The sequence below is a fragment of the Paucimonas lemoignei genome, from assembly GCF_004342585.1.
In the GTDB taxonomy this organism is placed as follows: Bacteria; Pseudomonadota; Gammaproteobacteria; order Burkholderiales; family Burkholderiaceae_D; genus Paucimonas; species Paucimonas lemoignei.
Genome location: NZ_SLZQ01000004.1, coordinates 120569 through 136867 on the forward strand (window position 1 = coordinate 120569; position 16299 = coordinate 136867).

Sequence of the window (16299 nt, forward strand, 5' to 3'; positions counted from 1 at the left end):
AAAGCGAAGCAGGTTTATCCCGCCTCGCTTTTTTTCAATGAAAATTACTTCGACTTGGCACTGATGATGGCGTCGATAACATTCTTCGGCGCTTCAGCGTAGTGCTTGAATTCCATCGTGTAGGTTGCACGACCCTGGGTTGCGGAACGCAGCGAGGTCGAGTAACCGAACATTTCCGACAGCGGCACCTCAGCCTTGATGATTTTGCCGCCACCGCCAGCAATTTCATCCATGCCCTGCACCATACCGCGGCGGGACGACAGATCGCCCATCACAGTACCGGCATAGTCTTCCGGAGTCTCCACTTCCACAGCCATCATTGGCTCGAGGATAACCGGGCTGGCTTTCTTGCAGCCGTCCTTCAGCGCCATCGAACCTGCCATACGGAAGGCGTTTTCGTTCGAGTCCACATCATGGTACGAACCGAAGGTCAGGGTAACCTTGATGTCGACCATCGGGTAACCGGCCAGCACGCCGTTCGGCAGCGTGTCGATAATGCCCTTCTCGACTGCCGGGATGTACTCGCGCGGCACCACGCCGCCCTTGATTGCGTCGACGAATTCGAAGCCCTTGCCCGGCTCTTGCGGTTCGATGGTCAGCACGACGTGACCGTACTGGCCGCGACCGCCCGACTGCTTGACGAACTTGCCTTCGACGTCGGTAACAGCCTTGCGGATGGTTTCGCGATAAGCCACTTGCGGCTTGCCGACGGTTGCTTCCACGCCGAATTCGCGTTTCATGCGGTCGACCAGAATTTCCAGATGCAGCTCACCCATACCGGAAATGATGGTTTGGCCGGATTCTTCGTCGGTCTTGACGCGGAACGACGGATCTTCTGCAGCCAGACGATTCAGTGCCAGACCCATTTTTTCCTGGTCAGCCTTGGTCTTCGGCTCGACAGCCTGCGAAATCACCGGCTCCGGGAACACCATGCGTTCCAGCGTAATGATCGAAGTCGGATCGCACAGCGTATCGCCGGTGGTCGCTTCTTTCAGACCCACGGCAGCAGCGATGTCACCCGCGCGCACTTCTTTGATCTCTTCGCGCTGGTTCGCGTGCATCTGCAGAATACGGCCCAGACGTTCCTTTTTGCCCTTGACCGGGTTGAACACGGTGTCGCCGGAATTGACGACGCCCGAGTACACACGGAAGAAGATCAGCTGGCCAACGAACGGGTCGGTCATGATCTTGAATGCCAGAGCGGAGAACTTTTCGTCATCGCTTGCTTGACGCACGACTGGCTCTTCGTCTTCGTTGACACCAGAAACCGGCGGAATGTCGGTCGGCGCAGGCAGGAAGTCGAGCACGGCGTCGAGCATACGCTGAACACCCTTGTTCTTAAATGCGGAACCGCACATCATCGGCTGGATTTCAGCTGCGATGGTACGCTGGCGCAGGCCGGCCATGACTTCCGCTTCAGTCAAGTCACCTTCTTCGAGGTACTTGTTCATCAGCTCTTCAGATGCTTCGGCAGCTGCTTCGACCATCTTCTCACGCCATTCATTGGCGGTATCGACCAGGTCGGCAGGAATGTCGCCGTATTCGAACTTCATGCCTTGCGAAGCTTCGTCCCAGATGATGGCCTTCATCTTGATCAGGTCTACCACGCCCTGGAAGTTTTCTTCAGCGCCGACAGGGATCACGATAGGCACAGGATTCGCCTTCAGGCGAGCGCGCATTTGCTCGACAACCTTGAAGAAGTTGGCGCCGGTACGGTCCATCTTGTTGACGAAAGCAATACGCGGCACTTTGTACTTGTTAGCCTGGCGCCATACGGTTTCCGATTGCGGCTGCACGCCACCCACGGCGCAATACACCATGCAAGCACCGTCCAGCACGCGCATGGAACGCTCCACCTCGATGGTGAAGTCCACGTGGCCCGGGGTATCAATCACGTTGATGCGATGCTCAGGACGCGAAGCGTCCATGCCGCGCCAGAAGCAAGTCGTAGCCGCAGAGGTAATGGTGATGCCGCGTTCCTGCTCTTGCTCCATCCAGTCCATGGTGGCTGCGCCGTCATGCACTTCACCCAGCTTGTGATTCACGCCTGTATAAAACAGGATACGTTCGGTAGTGGTGGTCTTGCCGGCATCGATGTGAGCGGAAATACCGATGTTGCGGTAGCGCTCAATAGGGGTCTTGCGAGCCATATTCAATCCTAAGTCGTTTAACGAACAAAACCGAGCACCAATTTTTTATCAAAAATGGGCCCGGCTTCGAACAAATTACTTGCATAAAAAGCCCGGACTTCGCATCGAAGCCAAGGCTCTCGTTTCATTAGAAGCGGAAGTGCGAGAATGCCTTGTTCGCTTCAGCCATGCGATGGACTTCGTCGCGCTTCTTCATCGCACCGCCGCGGCCTTCAGCCGCTTCCATCAATTCGCCACCCAGACGCTGCGGCATGGACTTTTCGCTGCGCTTGTTGGCAGCTTCACGCAGCCAGCGCATCGACAGCGCCATACGGCGAACCGGACGCACTTCGACCGGCACCTGGTAGTTTGCACCACCGACGCGGCGGGATTTCACTTCGACCAGCGGCTTGCAGTTGTTCAGGGCTGCAGCGAAAACTTCCAGCGGATCCTTGCCCGATTTTTGCTGGATGTGCTCGAACGCACCGTAGATGATGTTCTCGGCGACCGATTTTTTACCGGACAGCATCAGGACGTTAACGAATTTAGCAACATCAACATTGCCGAACTTCGGATCAGGCAAAATTTCCCGCTTGGGGACTTCACGACGACGTGGCATTTCGATTCCTTTCAATTCTCTTCAGTTGAGCGCCAGGTTTTTTCCTGCGCACTCGCGGGAAACCATCATAGTTACCCACTTACTCGACCCGTTGGGGGCCGACTCCATTCCGCCAACGACGACGGAAAACCTTGATTACTTCTTCGCAGCCTTGGCGCGCTTGGCACCGTACTTCGAGCGAGCTTGCTTACGATCCTTGACGCCTTGGGTGTCCAGGGAGCCGCGAACCATGTGATAACGCACACCCGGCAAGTCTTTCACACGGCCGCCGCGGATCAGCACGACGCTATGCTCTTGCAGGTTATGACCTTCACCGCCGATGTACGAAATGACTTCGAAACCGTTGGTCAGACGAACCTTGGCCACCTTACGCAGCGCCGAGTTCGGCTTCTTCGGAGTGGTGGTGTATACACGGGTGCAAACGCCGCGTTTTTGCGGGCTGTTTTCCAGCGCCGGCGATTTGCTCTTCACCTTGGCGGAAACCCGCGGCTGGCGAATCAATTGATTAATAGTTGGCATCGGTCTTTAATTCAACAAATGTTATTAATAAAACAAACCCGGAAACGATTGTCCGGGGGCGTACGGAAAACTTACACGAGAAACTCATGCATTTCGATTCAGCACATGCAAGGGGAAAAGCGTCGCGAGAGGTGAGAAATTGCTGACCAAAGAACGCTTAAGCCCGAGCGAGCTTAAATTCGAGAACTCGCGAGTATATCCCTCATTTTTGGCTCAGTCAACGATTGCGCGGGATTTCACGCGTCAGGCTCGCCGATTACATGTATTTTTGCCGACACCGCGTTCCGGCATTGTCATTTCGGCATTCATGAGTGGTTTCGCGCGAATGTCATGCCCAATCGACATCGAAAAAAAACGGCACCGGGGTACGGTGCCGTTCTTGTTATTGCGGAAAAGCTGATTACGCTTCGCCGCCTTCCTGAGTTCCGAAGCTTTCGGCAGGAGCTTCTTCGCTGTCGGTCGAACGGGCGTTTTGCTCAGCTTGCAGCAATGCGGTCCGCTCTTCGGCTTCCCAGGTTTCCTTCTCCTTGCGAGCGCGGTGATAAGCCAAACCGGTACCGGCAGGGATGAGGCGACCGACGATGACGTTTTCCTTCAAGCCACGCAGGCCGTCGCGCTTGCCCATGATGGCAGCTTCGGTCAGCACACGAGTGGTTTCCTGGAAGGATGCTGCGGAGATGAAGGAATCGGTCGACAGCGATGCCTTGGTAATACCCAGCAGTACGTTTTCGTAAGTTGCGGGGCGACCACCGGCAGCGATGACGCGATCGTTTTCGTCCAGCAGTTCCGAACGCTCGACTTGCTCGCCCGGGATGTAGTTGGCGTCACCCGCATCGACGATTTGAACGCGGCGCAACATCTGGCGCACGATGACTTCGATGTGTTTGTCGTTAATCTTCACACCTTGCAAGCGGTACACGTCTTGCACTTCGTCGACGATGTAGCGAGCCAATGCTTCGATACCCAGGAGGCGCAGGATGTCTTGCGGGTCGGCCGGGCCGTCCACGATCATCTCGCCCTTGTTCACCACCTGGCCGTCGTGCACCAGCACTTGCTTGTCCTTGGTAATCAGGAACTCGTGCTTGTTGCCTTCCATGTCGGTGATTTCCAGGCGCTGTTTGCCCTTGGTTTCCTTGCCGAATGCCACTGTGCCGGTAACTTCCGCCAGCATGCCGGCATCCTTCGGCGAGCGTGCTTCGAACAACTCAGCCACGCGCGGCAGACCGCCGGTAATGTCACGGGTCTTCTGCGATTCGGTCGGGATACGCGCCAACACTTCACCGACGCTCACCTGCTGACCGTCCTTCACCGTGATCAGCGCACCGACCTGGAAGCCGATGGTTACCGGATGTTCGGTGCCGGCGATCTTCACTTCTTCGCCCTTGTCGTTCAGCAGTTTCACCTGCGGGCGGGCGCTCTTGGCGGTAGAAGTGCTGCGGCGCTTGGCATCGATAACCACCAGCGTCGACAGGCCGGTCACTTCGTCGATCTGCTTGGCGACGGTAACGCCTTCCTCGACATTCTCGAACTTCACCGTACCGGCGTATTCGGTAATGATCGGACGAGTCAGCGGATCCCATGTTGCCAGGGCGGTACCGGCCTTGATGACCAGTCCATCCTTGACGATCAGGGTGGCACCGTACGGCACCTTGTGACGTTCACGCTCACGGCCATGGTCGTCGGTGATCAGCACTTCGCCGGAACGGGAAATGACGATCTGCTCGCCCTTGCCGTTGGTGACATAACGCATGGTGGCGGTAAAGCGCACCGTACCGTTGGACTTGGCTTCCACGGAAGAAGCGACTGCCGCACGCGAAGCCGCACCACCGATGTGGAAGGTACGCATGGTCAGCTGGGTTCCCGGCTCACCAATCGACTGCGCAGCGACCACACCGACCGCCTCACCAGCGGCAACCAGCGTGCCGCGGCCGAGATCGCGACCATAGCACTTGGCGCACAGGCCATAGCGCGTGTCGCAGGTCAGCGGCGTGCGGACCTTGACTTCATCGATGCCCAAGCGCTCGATTTCCTCGACCTTGTCTTCATCCAGCAAAGTGCCGGCTTCATACAGGGTTGCCTGCGTTTCCGGATTGATGACGTCAATCGCGGCAACACGGCCGAGGATACGGTCGCGCAGTGCTTCGATGACTTCACCGCCTTCAACCAGCGCCTTCATTGCGGCGCCATTAGAGGTGCCGCAATCGTCCTCGATCACCACCAGATCCTGGGTCACGTCGACCAGACGGCGAGTCAGGTAACCGGAGTTCGCGGTCTTCAACGCGGTATCGGCCAGACCTTTACGTGCACCGTGAGTAGAGATGAAGTACTGCAGAACGTTCAAGCCTTCGCGGAAGTTCGCGGTAATCGGCGTCTCGATAATCGAGCCGTCCGGCTTGGCCATCAGGCCGCGCATACCGGCGAGCTGGCGAATCTGGGCAGCGGAACCGCGCGCACCGGAGTCGGCCATCATGTAAATCGCATTGAACGATTCCTGCGTGGCTTGAGTGCCGTCACGCTTGGTAACAGGCTCGACTTTCAGCTGGTCCATCATGGCCTTGCCGACCTCATCACCGGCCTTGCCCCAGATATCCACCACCTTGTTGTAGCGCTCGCCTGCGGTAACCAGACCGGAAGCGTACTGCTGCTCGATCTGCTTAACTTCATGCTCGGCCTGCGAGATGATGGTGGTCTTTTGCGGCGGCACCAGCATGTCGTCCACGCAGATCGAAATGCCGGCGCGGGTCGCCAAGCGGAAGCCTGACTGCAGCAACTGGTCGGCGAAGACCACGGTCGCGCGCAGGCCGCACTTACGGAACGACGTGTTGATCAGCTTGGAGATTTCCTTTTTCTTCAGCGCCTTGTTCAACACAGTGAACGGCAGGCCCTTCGGCAGAATCTCCGACAGAATGGCGCGGCCGACCGTGGTTTCGTAACGCTTGACGGTCTTGACGAATTCGCCGGTTGTCGCATCTTTCGGATACTCGGTGATGCGCACGGTGATACGGGTAGTCAGTTCGACTTCCTTGTTTTCGTAAGCGCGGATCACTTCCGACACGTCCGGGAACAGCATGCCTTCGCCCTTGCCGTTGATACGTTCACGGGTGGCGTAGTACAGACCCAGCACGATATCCTGCGACGGCACGATCGACGGTTCGCCGTTGGACGGGAACAGGATGTTGTTCGAAGCCAGCATCAAAGTGCGGGCTTCCATCTGTGCTTCGATCGACAACGGCACGTGGACAGCCATCTGGTCACCGTCGAAGTCGGCGTTGAACGCCGCGCAAACCAGGGGGTGCAGCTGGATCGCCTTACCTTCGATCAGCACCGGCTCGAACGCCTGGATACCCAGACGGTGCAGGGTCGGCGCACGGTTCAGCATCACCGGATGTTCACGGATGACTTCTTCCAGGATGTCCCACACCACCGGTTCCTGGATTTCGACCAGCTTCTTGGCAGCCTTGATGGTGGTAGCCAGGCCCATCAATTCCAGCTTGTTGAAGATGAATGGCTTGAACAGTTCCAATGCCATCAGCTTCGGCAGACCACATTGATGGAGTTTCAACTGCGGGCCCACCACGATGACGGAACGGCCCGAGTAGTCGACGCGCTTACCCAGCAAGTTTTGACGGAAGCGACCGCCCTTACCCTTGATCATTTCAGCCAGCGACTTCAGCGGACGCTTGTTGGCGCCGGTCATGGCTTTACCGCGACGGCCGTTATCCAGCAACGAGTCGACTGCCTCTTGCAGCATTCGCTTTTCGTTGCGGGTGATGATTTCCGGAGCGCGCAATTCCATCAGGCGCTTCAGACGATTGTTACGGTTGATGACGCGACGATACAGATCGTTGAGGTCGGAGGTCGCAAAGCGGCCGCCATCCAGCGGGACCAGCGGGCGCAGTTCCGGCGGCAAGACCGGCAGCACTTCCATGATCATCCAGTCCGGCTTGATGCCGGAGCGCTGGAATGCTTCCAGCACTTTCAGACGCTTGGCGTACTTCTTGATCTTGGCTTCCGACTTGGAATCCTTGAGCTCTTGGCGCAGGGTCTCGGCTTCGCGGTCGATATCGATCGAGCGCAGCAGTTCACGAATACCCTCGGCGCCCATGAACGCGGTGAAGTCGTCGCCGTATTCTTCATACTTGGCAGCGTAATCGTCTTCCGACATGATCTGGCACTTCTTCAGCGGCGTCATACCCGGATCGGTCACGACATAGGCTTCGAAGTACAACACGCGTTCGATATCGCGCAGTGTCATGTCGAGCACCATGCCCAGACGCGACGGCAGCGATTTCAGGAACCAGATATGCGCGGTCGGCGAAGCCAGTTCGATGTGGCCCATGCGCTCGCGGCGCACTTTCGCCAGCGTGACTTCGACGCCGCACTTTTCGCAAATGACGCCGCGGTGCTTCAGGCGCTTGTACTTGCCGCACAAGCACTCGTAATCCTTGATCGGGCCAAAGATCTTGGCGCAGAACAGACCGTCGCGCTCCGGCTTGAAGGTACGGTAGTTGATGGTTTCCGGCTTCTTGACTTCGCCGTAGGACCAGGAACGGATTTTCTCGGGCGACGCCAGGCCAATCTTGATGGCGTCGAATTGTTCATTTTGCTGAACTTGCTTGAATAGATCGAGCAGAGCTTTCATTGGTATCACTCCAGTAAGGCGTGAAAAACGCTTGACGGTAATGCTTGGAAACTGCGATTCGCTTCAACCCTGTTCGCACTGGCGGGAGAGCCCTTCCCTGCCTCGGGAGAGTTCCGCCGGTACCGGGAACGAGTGCCGCTTCCCCTACCTGCCAACTACAACTGCGAAATGCCGGCACTTGGCCAGCATTCCAAATTCTTGCCGCTCCCTTGCGAGAGCGGCTCCTTTATTGCTTAGTCGCGCTCGAGGTCGATATCGATACCCAGCGAGCGGATTTCCTTCACCAGCACGTTGAAGGATTCCGGCATGCCGGCATCGATGACGTGGTCGCCCTTGACCAGGTTCTCGTACACCTTGGTACGGCCGTTCACGTCGTCCGACTTCACGGTCAGCATTTCCTGCAGCACGTAAGAGGCGCCATACGCTTCCAGTGCCCAGACTTCCATCTCGCCGAAACGCTGGCCGCCGAACTGCGCCTTGCCGCCCAGCGGCTGCTGTGTCACCAGCGAGTACGGGCCGGTGGAACGGGCATGCATCTTGTCATCGACCAGATGGTGCAGCTTCAGCATGTGCATGTAGCCAACCGTAACGGTGCGCTCGAAAGCCTCGCCGGTGCGGCCGTCGTACATGGTGACCTGGTTCTTCGACGGCGTCATGCCCAGATGCTTGGCGACGTCGTCCGGATACGCCAGGTCCAGCATGCGGCGGATTTCCTCTTCATGCGCGCCATCGAACACCGGGGTGGCAAACGGCACACCATTCTTCAGGTTTGCCGCCAGTTCCAGTACTTCCTCGTCGCTGAACTGGTCGAGCTCTTCCTTGCGACCGGTCTCGTTATAGATCGTGGTCAGGAAGTTGCGCATTTCAGCTGCCTTGGCTTGCTGCTTGAGCATCCGATCGATTTGACGACCAAGACCCTTCGCTGCCCAGCCAAGGTGGACTTCCAGCACCTGACCGACGTTCATACGCGACGGCACGCCCAGCGGATTCAGCACAACGTCGGCGGTAGTGCCGTCAGCCATGTACGGCATGTCTTCCACCGGAACGATACGCGAGACCACACCCTTGTTACCGTGACGACCCGCCATCTTGTCGCCAGGCTGCAGGCGACGCTTGACCGCCAGGTACACCTTGACCATCTTCTGCACACCCGGCGGCAATTCGTCGCCCTGGGTGAGCTTCTTGCGCTTCTCTTCGAATGCGAGGTCGAACTGGTGGCGCTTCTCGGCGATCGATTCCTTGATCGCTTCCAGAGCGGCTGCCATGTCGTCGTCGGCCGGACGGATATCGAACCACTGGTACTTGTCCAGATCGGCCAGATATTCCTTGGTGATAGCAGCACCCTTGGCCAGCTTCTTTGGACCACCGTTGACGACCTTGCCGATCAACATGCGTTCCAGACGCTGGAAGGCATCGCCTTCCACGATACGCAGCTGGTCGTTCAGGTCCAGGCGATAGCGCTTGAGTTCATCGTCGATGATCTGCTGAGCGCGCTTGTCACGCTGGATGCCTTCACGGGTAAACACTTGCACGTCGATGACGGTACCGACCATACCTGACGGCACGCGCAGCGAGGTATCCTTCACGTCGGATGCCTTTTCGCCGAAGATCGCGCGCAGCAGCTTCTCTTCCGGAGTCAGCTGGGTTTCGCCCTTCGGCGTCACCTTACCGACCAGCACGTCGCCGGCTTCGACTTCCGCGCCAATGTAGACGATGCCCGACTCATCCAGACGAGCCAGTTGATTTTCTGCCAGGTTGGAGATATCACGAGTGATTTCTTCCGCGCCCAGCTTGGTATCACGTGCAACAACCGACAACTCTTCGATATGGATCGAGGTGTAACGATCGTCAGCCACGACCTTTTCGGAGATCAGGATCGAGTCTTCGAAGTTGTAGCCGTTCCACGGCATGAACGCCACCAGCATGTTCTGGCCCAGCGCCAATTCACCCAAGTCGGTCGATGCGCCGTCGGCAACGACGTCGCCACGTGCCACGCGATCGCCCTTCTTGACGATCGGACGCTGGTTGATGTTGGTGTTCTGGTTGGAACGGGTGTACTTGATCAGGTTGTAGATGTCCACGCCGACTTCGCCGGCTGCGGCTTCGTCGTCGTTCACGCGGATCACGATACGGCCGGCATCGACGTAATCGACGATACCGCCACGCAGGGCTTGCACGGTGGTGCCCGAGTCGACTGCAACGGTGCGCTCGATACCGGTACCGACGAAGGCTTTTTCCGGACGCAAGCAAGGCACGGCCTGACGTTGCATGTTGGCGCCCATCAGCGCGCGGTTCGCATCGTCGTGCTCGAGGAACGGAATCAGCGAGGCTGCCACCGACACCACCTGACCCGGCGCCACGTCCATGTACTGTACGCGTTCCGGCGACACCAGAATCGTTTCACCAGCTTCACGCGCCGACACCAATTCGTCGGACAGCATGCCGCTCTCGTTGATAGCAGCGTTTGCCTGGGCGATGATGAAGCGGCCTTCCTCGATTGCGGACAGGTAGTCGATCTGGTCGGTCACCTTGCCGTTTTCAACCTTGCGGTACGGCGTTTCCAGGAAGCCGTACTCGTTCAGGCGAGCATACAGCGCCAGGGAGTTGATCAGACCAATGTTCGGACCTTCCGGCGTTTCGATCGGGCAGACGCGGCCGTAGTGGGTCGGATGCACGTCGCGCACTTCGAAGCCGGCGCGTTCGCGGGTCAGACCGCCAGGGCCAAGAGCCGAGACGCGACGCTTGTGGGTGATTTCCGACAGCGGGTTGGTCTGGTCCATGAACTGCGACAATTGCGAAGAACCGAAGAATTCGCGAATCGCAGCCGAGATCGGCTTGGAGTTGATCAGGTCGTGCGGCATCAGGTTGTCCGCTTCGGCTTGGCCGAGACGTTCCTTGACAGCGCGCTCGACGCGCACCAGGCCGGCACGGAATTGATTCTCCGCCAGTTCGCCGACGCAACGCACGCGACGGTTACCCAAGTGATCGATATCGTCGACCTCACCGCGGCCATTTCGCAACTCAACCAGAATCTTGATGACAGCCAGGATATCGTCGTTGGACAGGGTCATCTGACCGGTCAACTCATCGCGGCCGATACGACGGTTGAACTTCATGCGGCCCACGGCCGACAAGTCGTAACGATCTTCGCTGTAGAACAGGCCATTGAACAGCGCCTCGACCGATTCTTCGGTCGGCGGTTCGCCAGGACGCATCATGCGGTAGATCGCCACGCGAGCAGCGGTCTGGTCAGCAGTATCGTCGGTGCGCAGGGTTTGCGAGATGTAGCCGCCCTGGTCCAGATCGTTGATGTACAAGGTCTGGATGTCGGTGACGTTGGCGTCGCGCAGGCGACCCAGCAACTCATCGGTCAGCTCGTCGTTGGCATTGGCGATGACTTCACCAGTGTCGGCGTCGATGATGTTCTTGGCCAGCACGCGGCCGACCAGGTACTCTTCCGGTACGGAGATGTACTTGATGCCGGCACCTTCGATTTCGCGCACATGCTTGGCGTTGATGCGCTTATCCTTGGCAACGATGACCTTGCCGGACTTATCGGTGATATCGAAGCGGGCGACTTCGCCGCGCAGCCGTTCGGCGACGAATTCCATCTCTGCGCCTTCCGAGCGCAGGGTGAAATTGTCGAACACGAAGAAGTTTGCCAGGATCTGTTCCGGCGTCATGCCGATGGCCTTCAGCAGGATCGTTACCGGCATCTTGCGGCGGCGGTCGACGCGGAAGAACAGGATATCCTTCGGGTCGAACTCGAAATCGAGCCAGGAGCCGCGGTAAGGAATGATACGGGCCGAGAACAGCAGCTTGCCGGACGAATGCGTCTTGCCGCGGTCATGTTCGAAGAACACGCCCGGGGAACGGTGCAACTGCGAGACGATCACGCGCTCGGTACCGTTGATGACGAAAGAGCCGTTGACCGTCATCAGGGGCAGTTCGCCCATGTAGACTTCCTGCTCCTTCATTTCCTTGACGACCGGCTTGGTTGGCGATTCCTTATCCAGGATCACCAGACGCACCTTGGCGCGCAAGGGCGAAGCATAGGTCAGGCCGCGCTGTTGGCATTCCTTGACGTCGAAGGGAGGATCGCCCAGCACATAAGACAGGAATTCGAGGCGCGCAAAACCATTGTGCGACACGATCGGGAAAATGGAGGAAAAGGCGGATTGCAAGCCTTCGTTCTTGCGATGCGCCGCACCCTTGTCGGCTTGCAGGAAAGCCGTGTAGGATTCAAGCTGAGTCGCGAGCAGGTAGGGAACGTTGTGAACGTTAGCGCGTTTCGCGAACGATTTGCGAATGCGCTTCTTCTCAGTAAATGAGTAGTGCATGGACACTCCGTGAGTGACAGGTAGGATGGAGAATTCAGGTTTCGCCACGAGAAAGGATGTCCCTCCTCATCAATCTGCGAAACCTCAAGTCTCGGCTCCGAGTACTTTCTTAAACTTGCCTTGGCTAGACCAGCGCCACAAACAAGCCGCATTTACTGCATAAATCGAAAACGACAAAGGAGCCAAAGCCGAATCCTTCCTGAGAAGGTATCGCACTTTGACTCCGGCGCTACAAAACTAGCAACGCCCCAGCAAACCTATTACTTGAGGTCAGCCTTGGCGCCAGCTTCTTCCAGCTTCTTCTTGGCAGCTTCAGCGTCAGCCTTGGCCAGACCTTCTTTAACTGGCTTCGGTGCACCGTCGACCAGATCCTTGGCTTCTTTCAGGCCCAGACCGGTGATTTCGCGGACAGCTTTAATGACGCCAACCTTGTTAGCACCCACTTCAGCCAGAACCACGGTGAATTCGGTTTGCTCTTCAGCAGCAGCGGCAGCAGCACCGCCGCCAGCCGGACCAGCAACTGCCATTGCAGCAGCGGAAACACCGAATTTTTCTTCGAATGCCTTGACCAGGTCATTCAGTTCCATCACGGACAGCGCGCCTACGGCTTCCAGGATCTCTTCTTTGCTAATTGCCATTTAAAACTCCTAATTGGTATTGGTTACTTCATCTAGTCGGTACACATGCCAGGCAAAGCGCATTAAGCGGCTTCGCCTTCTTTCTTGGCTGCCAAAGCAGCCAAGCCACGCGCAAATGCCGAAACCGGTGCCTGCATAACGCCCAACAGCTGGGCCAGCAGAACTTCACGGGTCGGAATATTAGCCAACGCGGCAACACCGGTTTTATCCAGTGATTTGCCTGCGTAGTTACCTGCCTTGATGACCAGCTTGTCGTTGGTTTTGGCGAAGTCATTGATGACTTTCGCTGCAGCCACGGCATCTTCGGAGATCGAATAGATCAACGGACCGGTCATTTCGGAGGCGAGGCCGGAGAATGCGGTTCCTTCGACGGCGCGACGTGCCAGCGTGTTTTTCAACACGCGCAGGTACACACCTTGGGAACGCGCATTGGCGCGCAGTTGCGTCATGTGACCAACCTGGATGCCACGGTATTCGGCGACGACGATGGTCTGCGCTTTTGCTACTTGTGCGGAGACTTCTGCGACGACGGCCTTCTTGTCATTCAGATTGAGACTCAAGATCAACCTCCAAAAATGATGCTCGGGATATTACTTCCTCGCATCGGTTCGAACACGGCGTCCGAAGTTAGGAGTTCCATACTGGCAGACCAGCTTAGAGACTACAAAACTTGTTCGGGTTCACCATCTGCGTTGGGTAAGGAATAATTTCTTATGTCCTGGTTTAACCTTGCACATCAACCACTTGTGCTCGGCCCAACGGTCTTTGATTGCCTGCCCCGCTTACCTTAAAAACTTGACACGGGCATTACTCCGCGCTCATTTTCGAGGCTGACGGCACAGCCCAAAGAATCGCCCCACGCCGCTTGTACGGCATGAGGACTTAAACCTTCAATTACGCAGCCAGGCTACCCTGGTCAACGCGCACACCAGCACCCATGGTCGACGAGATCGCGACCTTGCGCAGGTATACACCCTTGCTGGTTGCTGGCTTGGCCTTGTTCAGCGCATCGATCAGGGCCAACAGGTTGGCTTTCAGATCGGCATCCGAGAAGGACTTGCGGCCGATGGTGGCGTGAATGATGCCGGACTTGTCGGTACGGTATTGCACCTGACCAGCCTTGGCATTCTTGACTGCAGTAGCCACGTCCGGAGTGACGGTACCGACCTTCGGGTTCGGCATCAGGCCACGCGGCCCCAGCACTTGACCCAAGGTACCGACGATACGCATGGTATCCGGCGAAGCGATGACGATATCGAACGGCATGTCGCCGCCCTTGATACGCTCGGCCAGGTCTTCCATGCCGACGATATCGGCACCAGCAGCCTTGGCGGCCTCAGCCTTGTCGCCCGAAGCGAACACAGCCACGCGCACGGTCTTGCCGGTACCGGCCGGCAGCACTACGGAACCGCGAACAACCTGGTCCGACTTCTTGGCATCGACGCCGAGCTGCACAGCCACGTCGATCGATTCATTGAACTTGGCGGTCGCGCATTCCTTGATCAGGGCGATGGCGTTATCGAACGGGTAGGACTTGGTACGATCGACTTTTGCTTTTTGCGCTTGAGCGCGCTTGGACAGTTTTGCCATGTTACAGACCCTCCACCGTGATACCCATCGAACGAGCGGAACCGGCGATGGTACGCACGGCTGCTTCCATGTCAGCGGCCGTCAGATCCGGACGCTTGGTCGTTGCGATTTCTTCAGCTTGCTTGCGGGTGATCTTGCCAACCTTATCGGTATGCGGCTTCGCAGAACCCTTCTGGATGCCAGCGGCTTTCTTGATCAGGATGGTTGCCGGCGGCGTCTTCATCACGAAGGTGAAGGACTTGTCCGCGAAAGCTGTGATCACGACAGGAATCGGCAGACCCGGTTCCACGCCTTGAGTCTGGGCGTTGAAGGCCTTGCAGAATTCCATGATGTTCAGACCGCGCTGACCCAGCGCAGGGCCGATCGGAGGAGAGGGATTGGCTTTACCAGCCGGAACTTGCAGCTTAATAAAGCCGACGATTTTCTTGGCCATGATGGCTCCTGTATTGATTGAGTGATAGCGCCCGTTCACCGATGAAGTTACTAAGGCTCCTCCTGGTACTGCTAATGCCGATTTTCACGAACTGCTGTGGCGCCCGGCGCAGCGCATATTTTTTAAAGCAATGAAACGCCAAACATTTGGCCACACTGAAAAGGCAGGACCTCTTACACCTTTTCGACTTGTCCGAACTCGAGCTCGACTGGAGTCGCGCGGCCGAAAATCGTCACGGATACACGCACGCGCGATTTTTCGTAGTTGACTTCCTCGACATTGCCATTGAAGTCGGTGAATGGGCCATCCTTGATGCGCACCATTTCCCCCACTTCGTACAACACCTTGGGACGCGGCTTTTCCACGCCTTCCTGCATTTGCTGCAGGATCTTGTCGACTTCATGCGGCGGGATCGGCGTCGGCTTGTTGGACTTGCCGCCAATGAAACCGGTCACCTTGCTGGTATTTTTCACCAGATGCCAAGTGTCGTCGGTCATTTCCATCTCGACCAGCACATAGCCAGGGAAGAAGCGACGCTCGGTGACTGCTTTTTGACCGTTTCTGACCTCAACCACTTCTTCGGTCGGCACCAGAATCTGGCCAAACTGATCTTCCATGGCAGCACGCGCGATACGCTCACGCAGAGCACGTTGCACACTCTTTTCCATGCCGGAATAAACATGCACCACGTACCAGCGCTTCTTGCTGGCAGCGGCGGGCGCGGCGTTCTGGCCCTCGGCAGGCACATCGCCTTGAATATTCTCGCTCATTATTATTTCCAGCCTAGGATCAGGTCGTACAGCACCACTTCGAGCAACTTGTCGGTTCCCCAGAGGAAGATCGCCATGATGACGACAAATCCGAAGACGACGCCGGTGATTTGCATGGCCTCTTTGCGGCTCGGCCACACTACTTTCTTGGTTTCGCGCACAGACTCCTTGGCGAACGCCAGGAAATTGCGCCCAGGCTCAGCGGTCCAGAGCAACAGAACAGCCACTACCAAGCCACCAATCAAAGCGCTTGCGCGCAGCAGCGTTTGCTGGCCAGCCAATGCATAAAAACCAACAACACCTGCAAGCGCGGCGAACACAGCCAGCGCAACCTTTACCTTGTCGCCGGACGTGCTTACGGTCTGTACGGGATTGTTAGACATACTATTTTTGCTTTCGGTGCCCTGCACCTGAATCGGTGGCAGGGGCGGAGGGCCTCGAACCCCCAACCTACGGTTTTGGAGACCGTCACTCTGCCAATTGAGCTACGCCCCTACTAACTTGTCGATGTTACGCGCCAAGCGCTTTACTACTGACCGGCGCACAACATTTCAATTATTTGAGGGCAGATTACTTGCCCTCTTCAACACTCACCGAAAGTGAAGCGGCAGATTGTACC

11 protein-coding genes and 1 tRNA gene are annotated in these 16299 nt (G+C 57.3%); all 12 read right to left on the reverse strand.

What is annotated here, in order from left to right; genetic code table 11:
* Nucleotides 1-44: 44 nt before the first annotated feature.
* The gene (fusA, locus tag EDC30_RS07900) at nucleotides 45-2150 is read right to left on the reverse strand and encodes an elongation factor G (protein WP_132258288.1); all 2106 of its coding nucleotides are present in this window, start codon (nucleotides 2148-2150) and stop codon (nucleotides 45-47) included.
* Between the two features lie 127 nt (nucleotides 2151-2277).
* Nucleotides 2278-2748: a 30S ribosomal protein S7 gene (gene rpsG, locus EDC30_RS07905; protein WP_132258289.1), complete on the reverse strand. Its 471-nt coding sequence runs from the start codon at nucleotides 2746-2748 to the stop codon at nucleotides 2278-2280.
* A 135-nt stretch (nucleotides 2749-2883) separates the two neighbouring features.
* A complete protein-coding gene (gene rpsL, locus EDC30_RS07910; protein WP_132258290.1) occupies nucleotides 2884-3267 on the reverse strand; it encodes a 30S ribosomal protein S12 in 384 nt (127 codons plus the stop codon).
* Between the two features lie 400 nt (nucleotides 3268-3667).
* Complete coding sequence (rpoC, locus tag EDC30_RS07915; RefSeq protein WP_132258291.1) at nucleotides 3668-7909, reverse strand: DNA-directed RNA polymerase subunit beta'; 4242 nt, start codon at nucleotides 7907-7909, stop codon at nucleotides 3668-3670.
* Nucleotides 7910-8142: 233 nt separating this feature from the next.
* On the reverse strand, nucleotides 8143-12249 hold the full coding sequence (gene rpoB / locus EDC30_RS07920) for a DNA-directed RNA polymerase subunit beta (RefSeq protein ID WP_132258292.1): 4107 nt from the start codon (nucleotides 12247-12249) through the stop codon (nucleotides 8143-8145).
* A 260-nt stretch (nucleotides 12250-12509) separates the two neighbouring features.
* On the reverse strand, nucleotides 12510-12887 hold the full coding sequence (gene rplL, locus EDC30_RS07925; RefSeq protein WP_132258293.1) for a 50S ribosomal protein L7/L12: 378 nt from the start codon (nucleotides 12885-12887) through the stop codon (nucleotides 12510-12512).
* 62 nt (nucleotides 12888-12949) lie between these two features.
* The gene (gene rplJ / locus EDC30_RS07930) at nucleotides 12950-13447 is read right to left on the reverse strand and encodes a 50S ribosomal protein L10 (protein ID WP_132258294.1); all 498 of its coding nucleotides are present in this window, start codon (nucleotides 13445-13447) and stop codon (nucleotides 12950-12952) included.
* 334 nt (nucleotides 13448-13781) lie between these two features.
* Nucleotides 13782-14477, reverse strand: coding sequence for a 50S ribosomal protein L1 (gene rplA / locus EDC30_RS07935; RefSeq protein WP_132258295.1), 696 nt, complete (start codon nucleotides 14475-14477; stop codon nucleotides 13782-13784).
* A 1-nt stretch (nucleotide 14478) separates the two neighbouring features.
* Entirely contained in the window at nucleotides 14479-14910 is a 432-nt protein-coding gene (gene rplK, locus EDC30_RS07940) for a 50S ribosomal protein L11 (protein WP_132258296.1), read from the reverse strand.
* Nucleotides 14911-15083: 173 nt separating this feature from the next.
* A complete protein-coding gene (gene nusG, locus EDC30_RS07945) occupies nucleotides 15084-15680 on the reverse strand; it encodes a transcription termination/antitermination protein NusG (RefSeq protein ID WP_132258297.1) in 597 nt (198 codons plus the stop codon).
* A 2-nt stretch (nucleotides 15681-15682) separates the two neighbouring features.
* Entirely contained in the window at nucleotides 15683-16063 is a 381-nt protein-coding gene (secE, locus tag EDC30_RS07950; RefSeq protein ID WP_132258298.1) for a preprotein translocase subunit SecE, read from the reverse strand.
* A 36-nt stretch (nucleotides 16064-16099) separates the two neighbouring features.
* Nucleotides 16100-16175: transfer RNA gene (locus EDC30_RS07955), tRNA-Trp, on the reverse strand.
* Nucleotides 16176-16299: the final 124 nt, after the last annotated feature.

Coding starts and splice junctions, on each gene's coding strand:
- secE (WP_132258298.1), bottom strand. CDS start 16,063: ATGTCTAACAATCCCGTACAGACCGTAAGCACGTCCGGCGACAAGGTA.
- rpsL (WP_132258290.1), bottom strand. CDS start 3,267: ATGCCAACTATTAATCAATTGATTCGCCAGCCGCGGGTTTCCGCCAAG.
- rpsG (WP_132258289.1), bottom strand. CDS start 2,748: ATGCCACGTCGTCGTGAAGTCCCCAAGCGGGAAATTTTGCCTGATCCG.
- rpoC (WP_132258291.1), bottom strand. CDS start 7,909: ATGAAAGCTCTGCTCGATCTATTCAAGCAAGTTCAGCAAAATGAACAA.
- rplK (WP_132258296.1), bottom strand. CDS start 14,910: ATGGCCAAGAAAATCGTCGGCTTTATTAAGCTGCAAGTTCCGGCTGGT.
- nusG (WP_132258297.1), bottom strand. CDS start 15,680: ATGAGCGAGAATATTCAAGGCGATGTGCCTGCCGAGGGCCAGAACGCC.
- rpoB (WP_132258292.1), bottom strand. CDS start 12,249: ATGCACTACTCATTTACTGAGAAGAAGCGCATTCGCAAATCGTTCGCG.
- rplA (WP_132258295.1), bottom strand. CDS start 14,477: ATGGCAAAACTGTCCAAGCGCGCTCAAGCGCAAAAAGCAAAAGTCGAT.
- fusA (WP_132258288.1), bottom strand. CDS start 2,150: ATGGCTCGCAAGACCCCTATTGAGCGCTACCGCAACATCGGTATTTCC.
- rplL (WP_132258293.1), bottom strand. CDS start 12,887: ATGGCAATTAGCAAAGAAGAGATCCTGGAAGCCGTAGGCGCGCTGTCC.